Source organism: Actinosynnema sp. NPDC037264 (genome assembly GCF_055603705.1).
On the sequence record NZ_JBVJVK010000012.1, the window covers coordinates 120,811 to 133,035 of the forward strand.

At 71.5% G+C, this 12,225-nt stretch carries 13 protein-coding genes; 11 read left to right on the forward strand and 2 right to left on the reverse strand.

Annotated elements, in window-relative coordinates; translation table 11 throughout:
• Nucleotides 1–32 precede the first annotated feature (32 nt).
• The 3 genes from ACZ7GX_RS16485 to ACZ7GX_RS16495 all read left to right on the forward strand — a co-directional run bounded on the left by ACZ7GX_RS16485 (nt 33) and on the right by ACZ7GX_RS16495 (nt 4,797).
• Nucleotides 33–1,379 carry an ABC transporter substrate-binding protein gene (locus tag ACZ7GX_RS16485; RefSeq protein WP_498777392.1) on the forward strand — a complete coding sequence of 449 codons (1,347 nt, stop codon included), beginning with the start codon at nt 33–35 and terminating at the stop codon, nt 1,377–1,379.
• A 23-nt stretch (nt 1,380–1,402) separates the two neighbouring features.
• Nucleotides 1,403–4,012, forward strand: coding sequence for a hypothetical protein (locus ACZ7GX_RS16490; RefSeq protein ID WP_498777394.1), 2,610 nt, complete (start codon nt 1,403–1,405; stop codon nt 4,010–4,012).
• A gap of 218 nt (nt 4,013–4,230) precedes the next feature.
• Complete coding sequence (locus ACZ7GX_RS16495) at nt 4,231–4,797, forward strand: hypothetical protein (RefSeq protein WP_498777396.1); 567 nt, start codon at nt 4,231–4,233, stop codon at nt 4,795–4,797.
• Between the two features lie 179 nt (nt 4,798–4,976).
• Here ACZ7GX_RS16495 and ACZ7GX_RS16500 read toward each other — a convergent pair whose 3' ends face one another.
• A complete protein-coding gene (locus ACZ7GX_RS16500) occupies nt 4,977–5,429 on the reverse strand; it encodes a MarR family transcriptional regulator (RefSeq protein WP_498777398.1) in 453 nt (150 codons plus the stop codon).
• Nucleotides 5,430–5,501: 72 nt separating this feature from the next.
• Between ACZ7GX_RS16500 and ACZ7GX_RS16505 the strand changes: the two genes are divergently transcribed.
• Both ACZ7GX_RS16505 and ACZ7GX_RS16510 read left to right on the forward strand, forming a co-directional pair.
• Nucleotides 5,502–5,831 carry a hypothetical protein gene (locus tag ACZ7GX_RS16505; protein ID WP_498777400.1) on the forward strand — a complete coding sequence of 110 codons (330 nt, stop codon included), beginning with the start codon at nt 5,502–5,504 and terminating at the stop codon, nt 5,829–5,831.
• Between the two features lie 34 nt (nt 5,832–5,865).
• Nucleotides 5,866–6,330 (forward strand): anthrone oxygenase family protein, encoded by a 465-nt coding sequence (locus tag ACZ7GX_RS16510; RefSeq protein WP_498777402.1) that lies wholly within the window; start codon nt 5,866–5,868, stop codon nt 6,328–6,330.
• 15 nt (nt 6,331–6,345) lie between these two features.
• Here ACZ7GX_RS16510 and ACZ7GX_RS16515 read toward each other — a convergent pair whose 3' ends face one another.
• Nucleotides 6,346–7,209, reverse strand: coding sequence for a helix-turn-helix domain-containing protein (locus tag ACZ7GX_RS16515; protein ID WP_498777404.1), 864 nt, complete (start codon nt 7,207–7,209; stop codon nt 6,346–6,348).
• A gap of 594 nt (nt 7,210–7,803) precedes the next feature.
• Here ACZ7GX_RS16515 and ACZ7GX_RS16520 point away from each other — a divergent pair.
• Genes ACZ7GX_RS16520 through ACZ7GX_RS16545 form a run of 6 tightly spaced genes read left to right on the forward strand, consistent with a single transcriptional unit; the run spans nt 7,804 to nt 12,212 of the window.
• On the forward strand, nt 7,804–8,247 hold the full coding sequence (locus ACZ7GX_RS16520; RefSeq protein WP_498777406.1) for a nuclear transport factor 2 family protein: 444 nt from the start codon (nt 7,804–7,806) through the stop codon (nt 8,245–8,247).
• Nucleotides 8,235–8,648, forward strand: a complete 414-nt coding sequence (locus ACZ7GX_RS16525) for a nuclear transport factor 2 family protein (protein ID WP_498777408.1) — start codon at nt 8,235–8,237, stop codon at nt 8,646–8,648. The genes ACZ7GX_RS16520 and ACZ7GX_RS16525 overlap by 13 nt, the downstream gene beginning before the upstream one ends.
• Nucleotides 8,649–8,685: 37 nt before the next feature.
• A complete protein-coding gene (locus ACZ7GX_RS16530; RefSeq protein WP_498777410.1) occupies nt 8,686–9,957 on the forward strand; it encodes a beta-ketoacyl-[acyl-carrier-protein] synthase family protein in 1,272 nt (423 codons plus the stop codon).
• Nucleotides 9,954–11,168 carry a beta-ketoacyl synthase N-terminal-like domain-containing protein gene (locus tag ACZ7GX_RS16535; RefSeq protein WP_498777412.1) on the forward strand — a complete coding sequence of 405 codons (1,215 nt, stop codon included), beginning with the start codon at nt 9,954–9,956 and terminating at the stop codon, nt 11,166–11,168. The genes ACZ7GX_RS16530 and ACZ7GX_RS16535 overlap by 4 nt, the downstream gene beginning before the upstream one ends.
• 11 nt (nt 11,169–11,179) lie before the next feature.
• Complete coding sequence (locus ACZ7GX_RS16540; protein WP_498777414.1) at nt 11,180–11,428, forward strand: acyl carrier protein; 249 nt, start codon at nt 11,180–11,182, stop codon at nt 11,426–11,428.
• Nucleotides 11,418–12,212 carry an SDR family NAD(P)-dependent oxidoreductase gene (locus ACZ7GX_RS16545; RefSeq protein ID WP_498777417.1) on the forward strand — a complete coding sequence of 265 codons (795 nt, stop codon included), beginning with the start codon at nt 11,418–11,420 and terminating at the stop codon, nt 12,210–12,212. The genes ACZ7GX_RS16540 and ACZ7GX_RS16545 overlap by 11 nt, the downstream gene beginning before the upstream one ends.
• Nucleotides 12,213–12,225 lie beyond the last annotated feature (13 nt).

Below are 12,225 nucleotides of genomic sequence, written 5' to 3' on the forward strand. Positions count from 1 at the left end.
CCGGACGCGGGTGGGACAAAGGAGTTTTCACCGTGCACAACAAGTTGTCCAAGCCGGCCGCCCTGGCCGCCGCCGTCTCGTTGGCGCTCGCCGGCTGCGCCGGGGCGCCGGGCGGCGGCAGCGGCTCCGACGAGATCACCTACTGGCTGTGGGACGCCAACCAGCTGCCCGCCTACCAGGCGTGCGCCACGTCCTTCCAGCAGGCCAACCCCGGCACCACCGTGAAGGTCGAGCAGTTCGGCTGGGCCGACTACTGGAACAAGCTGACCACCGACCTCGTCGCGGGCACCGCCCCGGACGTGTTCACCAACCACCTCAACTACTTCCCGACCTACGCGGGGAAGAACCAGCTGCTCCCGCTCGACGAGTTCGTCGCACGCGACGCCGTGCCCACCGACGTCTACCCCAACGACCTGGCCGACCTGTGGACCACCCAGGACGGCAAGCGGTACGGCCTGCCCAAGGACTTCGACACCGTCGCGCTGTTCTACAACAAGAAGATGCTCGCCGAGGCGGGCGTCGCCGAGTCCGACCTGGCGAACCTCACCTGGAACCCCCAGGACGGCGGCACCTACGAGAAGCTGATCGCCCGGCTCACCGTCGACGCCAACGGCGTGCGCGGCGACCAGCCCGGCTTCGACAAGTCCAAGGTGGCCGTGCACGGCCTGGGCCTGGACGAGAACAACGGCGCCGGGGTCGGCCAGCAGATGTGGAGCGCGTACGCGCTGAGCACCGGCTGGACCTACACCGACAAGAACCCGTGGGGCAGCCGCTTCAACTACGACGACCCCCGCTTCCAGCAGACCATGGGCTGGTTCCGGAGCCTGATCGACAAGGGGTACATGCCCAGCCTGGCCGTCGCCCGCTCGGGCACCAGCGTCAACGACGGCTTCGGCGCGGGCAAGTACGCGCTGAGCACCAACGGCTCCTGGATGATCAACAGCTACTTCGGCTACGACGGCGTCGAGGTCGGCGTCGCACCCACCCCGACCGGCCCGTCCGGCAAGCGCGCCACCATCTTCAACGGCCTGGCCGATTCCATCTACACCGGCACCGACAACCGCGAGGGCGCCTGGAAGTGGGTCAAGCACCTCGCCTCCGCCGAGTGCCAGAAGTCGGTGGGCGAGAAGGCCGTGGTGTTCCCCGCCCTGCCCGAGGCCCTCGCCGTGGCCGAGAAGTCGTTCGCCGCCAAGGGCGTGGACATCACCGCCTTCACCAAGCCCCTCGCCGAGGGCTCCACCCACCTGTTCCCGATCACCGACCACGCCCCGGAGATCTCCGCCGTCATGGGGCCCGCCATCGACGCCGTGCTGTCGTCCCAAGCCGACCCCGGCTCGTTGACCCAGGCCAACGAGCAGGTCAACGCCCTCTTCCGGTAGACAACGACCACCCTGGAGCACCGATGCGACAACGACCGGCAAGATCCCGGACCACCATCGGCGCGGTGACCGCCGCGCTGGTGCTGGCCACCCTGTCCCCGATCCCCGGCTCACCGACCGCCGCCGCCCAGCCCGCGCCCACGGCCGAGACTCTGCGCGTGGACCTCGCCGCCTCCACCGGGGCGTTCCGCGGCGGCGCCACCGGCATCCTCTACGGCCTCGGCGACCCCGGCGTGCCCTCCCACGACCTCATCGCCGGCATGAAGCCGCGCAGCGTCGCCCAGAAGCCCCCGGACGGCGAACAGCACCCCAACGGCGACGCGCTCGTCGTGGCCGACGACCTCTTCGCCTCCGGCGGCGCGGACGTCTACATCAACTCGCAGGACATCTACAGCGCCTGGCCCTACCAGGACCTGGGCATCGACGACTACATCGCCCGGCTGCGGCCCCAGCTGGAGAAGGTCGCCGCACGCCCGGACCGCGACCGGTTCGTGTGGACGATCTTCAACGAGCCCGACTGGATCTGGTACGGCGACTGGGCCACCAAGAAGGACAAGTTCCTCGCCGACTGGACGAAGGTCTACCGGACCGTCAAGTCCGTGCTGCCCGACGCGCGCATCGACGGACCCGGCGAGGCCAGCTACAACCCGGGCCGGCTTCGCGACTTCCTCGTCTACGCCAAGGCGAACGACGTCCTGCCGGACATCATCACCTGGCACGAGCTCAGCCCGGACTCGCTCAACCACTACCGCGCCCACCACGAGGACTACCGAGCCATCGAGAAGTCCCTGGGCATCGATCCCCTCCCGATCAACATCACCGAGTACGCCAACCGCCGCGACACCTCCGTGCCCGGTCAGATGATCCAGTGGATCACCATGCTGGAGGACACCAAGGTCGAGGGGCAGATGGCGTACTGGACGCTCGCCGGCAACCTCAGCGACCACGCCGTGCGCACGTCCCGCGCCAACGGCGGCTGGTGGCTGACCAAGTGGTACGCCGACCTGTCCGGCGACACCGTCCGCGTCACCCCTCCCCGGCCCAGCACCCGGGACACCCTCCAGGGCCTGGCCACCCTCGACCGCGCCGACGCCAAGGCCACCGTCCTGCTCGGCGGCACCGCCAACCCGGTCGACGTCGCCGTCACCGGCCTGGACCGCAAGACCTTCGGCGGGCACGTGGACGTGCGCGTGTCCAAGACCAGCTGGTCCGGCTACGAGGGCGACGCCGGGCAGCCACCGGTGGTGGCCGCCGCACGCGTGCGGGTCTCCGACGGCGGGATCACCGTCAAGGTGCCCGGCGGCGACCCCCTGGCCGCCTACCAGGTGATCGTCACCCCGGCCGGGCTCGCCTCCGCCCCGGTCGCGAACGCGCCGTGGACCGCGAGCCACGAAGCCGAATCCGGCCTGGTGGAGAACGCCGCCGTGGTCAACCAGGCCGATCCGTCGGGCTGGCGCTACACCACGTCCGGCGGCAAGGACGTCGGCTACATGAACAACGCCGGCTCCCGCGTCACGGTCGACGTCGACGTGCCGCGCACCGGGACCTACCGGCTCGGCGTGCTGTACGGCACCGGCGGGTTCGTCGGCAGGCAGGCGCTCTACGTCGACGACGCCCACCGCGCCACCCTCACCTTCCCGGCCACGCTGAACTGGCAGTACCGCGGCCGGCTCGACACGCCGGTCCAGCTCACCGCCGGTCGCCACCGCCTGTCCCTGCGCACCAGCGACCCGACGGGCTTCCTCGGCAGGCCCGCCGACGTCGCGCTGGACCGCATCGACCTCACCGAGATCACCGGCCCGGAGACGAGCACCTACCAGCTGACCGACTCGCGCCGCACCGGCGGCTCGGTCGACCGCGGGGTCCGGGCGCTGCGCGCCCTCGTGCCCGACGCCGTGGTGCTGGGGCCGGGTGACACCGTGACCACCTACGTCTCGGCCGCGGAGGACGGCTACTACGGGCTGTCCACCACGTGGTTCGGCGCCGGCCGCAGCGCCCTGGGCCTGACCCTGTCCGACCGCCGGGTCGAGGGCGGAGACCTGACCGCCGACCGGGCGGGCGCGTGGACGGGCAGCGTGACCGCGCACCTCAAGGCAGGCGTCACCGAGGTCGTGCTCTCCAACGAGGGCCGCACGCCGCTGGTCCTGGGCACGCTCACCCAGGTCCGCGACACCGCCGCCGACCGGCACGCGGTCCGCGTCGAGGCCGAGGCCGGGCAACTCGGCGGGACGGCGGCGATCACGTCCGGCCCGTGGGCGTCCGGCGGCTCCTACGTCGGGCAACTCGGCAACGGCGGCACGCTGACCGTGCCCCGGCCGGCCGCGGTCCGCGGGGCCGGCCAGTACAACCTGACCGTGGCCTACGCCCAGGCCGAGAAGAACACCGGCCACCCCTACAACACCGACGCGGTCACCAGGTTCCTCGACACCACCGAGGACGGTGGCGGCACGACCCGTGCGCCCTACCGCCACAACTACACCTGGGACGGGTTCTGGCCGGAGACCTCGCCGCTCGACCTGACCACCGCCGGCGGCGCGCTGACCCTCGGCAACGCCACCGGCGCGGGTCCCAACGTCGACTGGGTCCAACTCGCCCCGCTCGTCGCAGCGAACTCGGTCACCCCTCGGCGCTGACCCCGCGGCGCCCGGCCGGGTGAGGACCCGGCCGGGCGCCGAATCCGCCTCTCCGGTGCCGAGGTGTCGCTTCGCCGTGATGGCGTGGACAACGAAATCTGCGGCTTCACCGCTCGCGACACCCACGGAAAGTGGCATCTGAATTCACCTTCATGGCGCGGTGCGGCGGAGTTACAGTGGCGATTCCTTTGCCGTTGCGGATTCGCGGAGGCGCCCCGATGCGGACGAGTGGGATCAGGAATTCGTGGTCGGCGCTGCGGCGTTCCGCCGCGGGTGTTGTCGTCGCGGTGACGGCCGCGGCCGGGTTGGTGGCCGCCGTGCCCGCGGCGCAGGCGGCGGACGCGGAGCTGCTGTCGTGCGTGGGCAGCGGCGCCAACACCTACGAGCCCGGGGTGACCGCGCAGATCAGGCCCGTCACGATCACCTCGCGCGCGGACTACGGCCCGTGCGTGTCCAGCGGGTCGCCGGCGATCACGTCCGGCGGGTACCGGGTCGTGGTGACCGGCCTGATCTCCTGCCTGGCCGGGAGCGTCTCCATCACGGTGACCATCACCTGGAACACCGGCGAGACGACCACGGTGGCCGCCGCCGGCGTGGTGGTGCTGCGTCCGGCCAACGAGACGGTCGTCGTGTACCAGGGCAGGGTGACCGCCGGCCGGTTCGCCGGAGCCCTGGTCGTCATGAACGCGGTGGTGCTCAACACCACGCCGCAGCAGTGCCTCACGCCGGAAGGCGTCACCGGTTCCGGCGGCCCCGCCGACATCGTCATCACCCAATTGACCTGACGCGGGTTTGTCGCACGCGGCCGGAACTCGATTCGACCGGTCCGCCTGACAGCGCGTTCCGGTGATTGCTCGTTATTGACGACCGCCGAGAAATGGCGGCTGTCGAACGTCACGCGGCTCGGATCACGCCCGGCCGCGTTCCTCGTGGGAGCGGGCCGCCTGGCGCCCCCTCACCGGCGTCATCCTTCGCCGGTGAGGGGGCGCATGAGGGCGGTGAGGGCCTCGTCGAGGCGACCGGCCAGGGTCCGACCGGTGGTGGCGACCAGGCGGGCGTCCACCGTCGCGGCGAAGGCGGCGCCCTCGGCCAGGACCTTGGCGCCGCCCTCGGTGACGGTGAGGATGTGCCGCCGCCGGTTGATCGGGTCCCGCCGGCGCCGGAGCAGTTCGCGCTGCTCCAGGTGATCGACCAGGCGGACGACCATGCCGGGCGTGACCTGCATGAGCGTGGCGACGTCGTCCTGGGTCCGGGCCAACCCGCGGTCGACGACGTCGAGCACGCCGAGGTGCTTCGGTGTCAGCCCCGCCTCCTTCAGGTGCAGCGCGAACTCCTTCTGCACGACCGCGCCGAGCACGGTCAGCCGGAACGCCAGCGAGTCGGAGAGTCGCTCTTCCGGGTGCGTTGTCGCTTCCATACCGGTACTGTAGCATCACTCAACAGTTGAGTGAGTACACAGTGCAGGAGTGACACAATGACCGTCCTACTCGTGTTGAACACACTGGCCGCGCTGCTCAGCGTGGGGTTCGCCGCGGCGGCCGGAGCCCGCCCGGCGTCGATGAGCGGCTCGACGACCGTCGAGGCCGCCGAGCGGTTCTTCGCCTACATGTACGCGGCGCGCGCCGTGCCGCTCGGGCTCGTCGCCGCGGTCCTGCCCTGGTTCGAACGGGGCGCCGGGGTCGCCTGGTTGCTCTTCGTCGCCGCCGCGATCCAGCTGATCGACGTCGCCATCGGCGTCTGGCGCAAGGAGAAGGGGCTGATGGGTGGCGGCGCGGTGCTGGCGGTGATCCATGCGGTCGCCGGGATCGCCATCCTGTAGTGCACTGGACGGGTCCGAGAGGAAGGTGCCCGGGGTGAAGTCGGTCTACGCGATCTCCATCGTGCTGTCGTTGCTCGCCACCGGGCTGTACGCCGGGTTGTGCTTCGGCATCGCGTTCAACCCGGGCGTCGCCACCATGAGTCCGAGCGCCTACGTGTCGTACTGGCAGGCGGTGAACCGGGACTACGGGCGGTTCATGCCGCCGCTGTTCGTGGTGGGGATGCTGGCGTCGAGCGCGGTCGCGGTGCTCAGCTACCGGAAGGACGCGACCGTGCTCGTCGCCGGCATCCTCGCCGCGGTGGCGATGCTGGCCGGCATCGTCATCACGGTCACGACACTGGTGCCGCTGAACGTGCTGGCGGACAGCTGGGTCGGGTCGATCCCGGACTCGTGGGCCGCGCACCGCGACAGCTGGCGCCGCTTCCACCTGATCAGGACGGTCGTGGCCGCGGCCGGGTTCGCCGCGGCGGCCGTCGTGCCGGTCGCGCAGCTGAGGTAGTCCGGTCGGGGCGGTTCAGGGTTCGGTGGTCGACGGCGCGCTGCGGTTGCGGCGGTAGTCGGTGGGGCGCTGGCCGGCTTCCCGCAGGAACGCGTTGTTGAACCCGCGCGAGGTGCCGAAGCCGCACAACCGGGAGACCTGCGCGATGGTCAGGTCGTCCCGCCTGCCGTCGCCGAGGATCTCCTGGGCGCGCGCGATGCGCATCCGGCGGAGCACCGTCATGGGCGGTGTCCCGTCGTCGAAGAGCTGGAACAGGCTGCGGCGCGAGATGTTCAGGGCCGCCGCCACGTCCTCCGCGCTGAGGTCGGTGCGCGAGAGGTTCTCCCGCATGACGGCCAGTGCCCGGCCCCGGAGCGCGGGCCCGGTCTCCGTCAGCTCGACGTCGTCGCCCAGCGCGCTGCGCACCAGCAGCTCGACCAGGCTGACCAGGAACGGCCCGGCCGCCGGGGTCGCGCAACGCGGTGTGTGGAGGATCCTGGTCGCGGACTGGACGAACAGGTCCACCAGGTCCCGGTCGACGGGCAGCGGCGAGAACATCGCCCGCCGGAGCACCTCGACGTCCACGGTCAGCCGCGACGAGTCGATGTCCACGATCAGCTGCCGGTCCGGCTTGTCCCACAGGACGCGCCGCGGCTCGTCGTGGAACTGGAGGTAGAGCGAGCCGGGGCCGATCTCGTGCGCGGAGCCCCGCGCGTCGATCCGCGCGCCGTTGCTGCCCGAGAGGATGAGTTGCACGCGACCGCCGTCGATGCCGTCCGCCCGGCTGCGGTCGACCAGGAACGCGCCGGCGTCCATCCGGCCGGCCACCACGCCCGCCTCGCCGACCCAGTGCCCGGTGTAATCGGCCTGGAAAGTCGGGTCGGCCACAATCAACGGCATCCCGCTCTTGCCGTACCGCGTGCTCTCGGTCAGCTCATTCCAATAGTCGAGCCGGTCGGTCGGATCCGCGTTCCGGTTGTGAATCCTGATGAATCTTGAACGCTCCGCCGGGACCTGCCCCCCAGAAGCTCCCTCGCGCATTGGTACCTCCCCGCACCAGTGTCGCTGTGGCATCGGACCAGGTCATGGTAACCGCGGACGGGCGACGAGCGCGGGTGAACCGGAGAACTGCGCCAAGATCGGTTTCCGGTGCGCCGGCCGTCGTGGTCCGGACGGCCTCGGCAGATAATGAGAATTATTCGGAACGGCCGCTGACCGCACTTCGCGCGGCCGTCGGCAAAGATCGCCACCTCCTCGTGCGGGCCCGCGCGAGCGTGCCCGCACAGGCCTCCCACCTGCGTCGACTCCTCTCGGTGCCCGGGACGCGATACGCGGGGTGAACAGGAGTGCAGGATTGACGAACTCCAGTGCAAGTCGATTGCCGCCGCCGGACACCGCGCCATAACGTCGCCGACAACATTGACGAGCCGGCACTCCGGCTTACCGCCACGAACGACCGACGACTGAATCCGGTGGCTCATGACGACCTTGAAAATGATCCGACCGCCCGTCCGCGCGGAAGTGTCGCTGCACGAGGAACTGTCCCGGTTCTACGTGAACCACCTGGGCGCCCTCGACCGGGGCGACACGGCCGCGTTCGCCGCGGATTTCGTGCCCGAAGCGACCTTCGCGGCGAGCGGATTCGACCGGCTCGTGCACGGGCGCGCCGCGATCGAGGCGGCGGCCGCGGCCGGCGTCGAGCAGCGGGCCCGCGACGGCATCACCCACCGGCACCTGGTGTCGATGCTGCGGGTCGTGCCGCGCACCGCGACGCTGGCGCGGGCGAGCAGTTACGTCCTCGTCGTGGAGAGCGGCGCGGGCACGCCGCCCGTCGTCTACGCCAGCACGCTGTGCGAGGACGTCCTGGTGCGGCGCGACGACCGCTGGCAGGTCCGGGCCCGCAAGGTGACCCGCGACGACAAGCCGTGGCGGTCCTGATGGGCGGGGACGACCGGAGCGCGGTCGAGCGGTTCTACGCCGAGCAGGTCCACGCGCTCGACCGCGGCGACTTCGACGCCTACGGCGACACGTTCGCCGCGGACGCCGAGTTCGTGATCGACGGTCTGCGGACGCTGCGGGGACGTGCCCGGATCGTCGAGCACAGCCGGGTCCTCCGGGACGCCCGGTCCGCGCGCGGCGCCGTGCAGCGGCACTTCATGTCGAACTGCGCGATCACGCCGACCGGCGACGGCCTCCGGGTGCGGGGCACGGTGCTGACCGTGGAGTCCGTCGTGGGCCAGGGCTCGCGCGTCTCCGGGGTGATCGAGTTCGCGGACGTGCTCCGGGTCGAGGGGAACGCGGGGCACCGGGTCGTGTCGCGGACCGCGAAGCCGAACTGACGAATCGTTGATCTCAAGGGGGGACGTGGGGTTGAGCATGACGAGCACTCGAAGGGTCGTGGTGTCCGGCATCGGTGTGGTGGCGCCGGGCGCACCAGGGCGGAAGAACTTCTGGAACCTGATCTCCGAGGGGCGCACCGCCACCCGGATCATGACGTTGGTCGATCCGACGCCGTTCCGGTCGCGGGTCGCGGCCGAGGTCGACTTCGACCCGGCGTCGTGCGGCCTGAGCGCCGCCGAGGTGGCGCGGCTGGACCGGGTCGGGCAGTTCGCGCTGGTCGCCCTGCGGGAGGCGATCGAGGACAGCGGGATCGACCTGGGCCAGGGCGACCCGGGGCGGACCGGCGTCGTGGTCGGGACCGCGGTCGGGTCGACCCCGGCCCTGGAGTCCGAGTACGTGCGGATGAGCGGGCGCGGCACCGCCTGGGAAGTGGACGAGTCCCTGGCGAGCCCGCACTACTACGACTACTACATCCCCAGCTCCATCGCCGCCGAGCTGGCCGTCGAGGTCGGCGCGGAAGGGCCGGTCTCGGTGGTGTCCAGCGGGTGCACCTCCGGGCTCGACGCCGTGGCGCACGCGGTCGAGCTCGTGCGGGAGGGCACGGTCGACCGGGCCGTGTGCGGCGCGTCCGACGCGCCGATCTCGCCCATCACGATCGCCTGCTTCGACGCGATCAAGGCGACGACGCCGCGGCTCGACGAGCCGGAACGGGCGTTGCGGCCCTTCGACAAGAGCCGCAACGGGTTCGTGCTCGGCGAGGGCGCGGCGATGTTCGTCATCGAGGAGCTGGAGTCGGCCCGGCGGCGGGGCGCGCCGATCTACGGCGAGCTCTCGGGCTTCGCGAGCAGGTGCAACGCCTACCACATGACCGGGTTGCGGCCGGACGGCGTGGAGATGGCGGCGGCGATCACCGCGGCCCTGGACCAGGCGGGCCTCGCGCCCACCGACATCGGGTACGTCAACGCGCACGGGTCGGGCACCAAGCAGAACGACCGGCACGAGACCGCGGCGTTCAAGCTCGCGCTCGGCGAGCACGCCTACCGCACCCCGGTCAGCTCGATCAAGTCCATGGTCGGCCACTCGCTGGGCGCGATCGGCTCCATCGAGATCGCGGCCTGCCTGCTGGCCCTGCAGCACCGGCTGCTGCCGCCCACCGCCAACTGGACCGAGCGCGACCCCGAGTGCGACCTCGACTACGTCCCGGTCCACGCGCGGGAAGCGGCCCCGGAGCACGTGCTCAGCGTGGGCAGCGGGTTCGGCGGGTTCCAGAGCGCCATGATCATCTCGAAGGCGGGTGCGACGCGATGAGACCGCACATCACCGGCCTGGGCGTCGTCACGCCGTTCGGCATCGGCGTCGACCCGTACTGGAGCGCGCTGCTCGAGTCGGCCAACGCGATCGGCCCGATCACCCGGTTCGACGGCGGCCGGTACGCCACCGGGATCGCCGGGGAGCACCCCGGGTTCGACCCGAGGGACCACCTGCCCGCCCGGCTGCTGCCGCAGACCGACCGCGTCACCCAGTTCGCGCTGGTCGCGACCCGCGACGCGCTCGACGACGCGGCGATCCCGGACGGCGCCTACGCCGAGCACGCCTCGGCGGTGGTGACCGCGAACAACGGCGGCGGGTTCGAGTTCGCGCAGAAGGAGATGCAGGCGCTGTGGTCGCGCGGCCCGGCCCACGTGAGCGCGTACCAGTCGTTCGCCTGGTTCTACGCGGTCAACACCGGCCAGATCTCCATCCGGCACAACCTGCGGGGAGCCGCCCGCGCGCTGGTCACCGACGACACCGGTGGCATGGAGGCGGTCGGCCAGGCGCGGCGGCAGCTGCGGCACGACTGCGAGCTCGTGCTCGCCGGCGCCGTGGACACCAACCTCTGCCCGTGGGGCTGGTCGGCCTACACCAGCGCCGGGCTCATGGCGACCGACCCGGACCCGCGCACGGCGTACCGGCCGTTCTCGCCGCACGCCGACGGCTTCGTGTCCGGCGAGGGCGGGGCGATCATGACCGTGGAACGGCCCGACCGCACCGGTTCCCGCGCGGCCTACGCCGCGATCGCGGGCTTCGCGTCCACATTCGACGGTGTGGCGCGGGACGGCCGCGGCCTGGAGCGCGCGATCCGCGTCGCGCTGGACGACGCCGAGGTGGACGCGGGCGACGTCGACGTGGTGTTCGCCGACGGGTTCGGCACCCGCGAGATGGACGACCGCGAAGCGCGGGCGATCACCGCCGTGTTCGGCCCGGGAGGCGTCCCGGTGACCGTGCCGAAGACCGGCATCGGCCGGCTCGGCTGCGCGGGCAGCGCGCTCGACGTCGCGACGGCGTGCCTGGCGATCGCCAAGCAGGTCGTCCCACCCACACCGCGCTACGAGCTCTCCGAGGCGGCGAGCGCGCTGCACGTCGTCGACCACCCGGCCGCGGGCCGGGTCCACACGGCCCTGGTGCTCGCCAGGGGCCGCGGCGGCTTCAACTCGGCGATGGTGCTGACGAAGCCGCACACCGAACTCGACTCCGACTGAGGGAGAACGCAATGAACATCGACACCCTGACCGCGGTGCTCCGCGAGGTGGCGGGCGAGGACGAGACCTTCGACCTCGCGACCCACGTCGACCCGGACACCTCCTTCGACGACATCGGCTTCGACTCCATCGCGCTGCTGGAGGTGCTGAACGTCCTCAAGCGCGAGCACGGGGTCCAGCTCGACGACGACGTCCTGGAACACGCCAAGACCCCGGCCGCCCTGCTCGACGTGATCGAGGAGGAGCGCGATGCTGCCTGAGCACACCACCGACGACCGGGTCGCGCTGATCTCCGGCGGCACGAGCGGGATCGGCCTGGCCATCGCCAAGCGGCTGGGCGCGGCCGGCTACCGGGTGTTCCTGGGCGCCCGCGACGCGCGGCGGGTCAAGGAGACCGTCGCCGACCTCGCCGAGCTCGGCATCACCGCCGACGGCCAGTCGTGCGACGTGCGGCACGAGTCGCAGGTCGAGTCCTTCGTGGCCGCGGGCGTCGCGGCGTTCGGCCCGGTCACGACCCTGGTGAACAACGCGGGCATCCCCGGCGGGGGCGTCACCAGCGGCCTGTCGACCGAGCTGTGGGACAACGTCGTCAACACCAACCTGCGCAGCGTCTTCCTGATGTCGCGGCACGTGCTGACGACCGGCGGGATGACCACGCGCGAGGCCGCCCAGATCATCAACATCGCCTCGACGGGCGGCAAGCAGGGCGTCGTCCTGGGCGCGCCCTACAGCGCCTCGAAGCACGGCGTGGTCGGCTTCACCAAGGCCCTCGGCCTGGAGCTGGCCGGCACCGGCATCACGGTCAACGCGGTCTGCCCCGGCTACGTGGAAACCCCGATGGCGCAACACGTCCGGGAGAACTACGCCCGGATCTGGGACGTGTCCGCGGCCGACGTGCTGACCAAGTTCGAGGCCAAGATCCCGCTGGGCCGCTACAGCACGCCGGACGAGGTCGCGGGCCTCGTCGAGTACCTCACCACCCCACTGGCCGCCTCCATCACCGCGCAGGCGCTCAACGTCTGCGGCGGGCTGGGCAACTACTGACGCGAGGGCACGC

Excerpts from the sequence above, each read along its gene's own strand:
- ACZ7GX_RS16490 (WP_498777394.1), top strand. The coding sequence starts at position 1,403 with ATGCGACAACGACCGGCAAGATCCCGGACCACCATCGGCGCGGTGACC.
- ACZ7GX_RS16495 (WP_498777396.1), top strand. The coding sequence starts at position 4,231 with ATGCGGACGAGTGGGATCAGGAATTCGTGGTCGGCGCTGCGGCGTTCC.
- ACZ7GX_RS16500 (WP_498777398.1), bottom strand. The coding sequence starts at position 5,429 with ATGGAAGCGACAACGCACCCGGAAGAGCGACTCTCCGACTCGCTGGCG.
- ACZ7GX_RS16515 (WP_498777404.1), bottom strand. The coding sequence starts at position 7,209 with ATGCCGTTGATTGTGGCCGACCCGACTTTCCAGGCCGATTACACCGGG.
- ACZ7GX_RS16520 (WP_498777406.1), top strand. The coding sequence starts at position 7,804 with ATGATCCGACCGCCCGTCCGCGCGGAAGTGTCGCTGCACGAGGAACTG.
- ACZ7GX_RS16530 (WP_498777410.1), top strand. The coding sequence starts at position 8,686 with ATGACGAGCACTCGAAGGGTCGTGGTGTCCGGCATCGGTGTGGTGGCG.
- ACZ7GX_RS16535 (WP_498777412.1), top strand. The coding sequence starts at position 9,954 with ATGAGACCGCACATCACCGGCCTGGGCGTCGTCACGCCGTTCGGCATC.
- ACZ7GX_RS16540 (WP_498777414.1), top strand. The coding sequence starts at position 11,180 with ATGAACATCGACACCCTGACCGCGGTGCTCCGCGAGGTGGCGGGCGAG.
- ACZ7GX_RS16545 (WP_498777417.1), top strand. The coding sequence starts at position 11,418 with ATGCTGCCTGAGCACACCACCGACGACCGGGTCGCGCTGATCTCCGGC.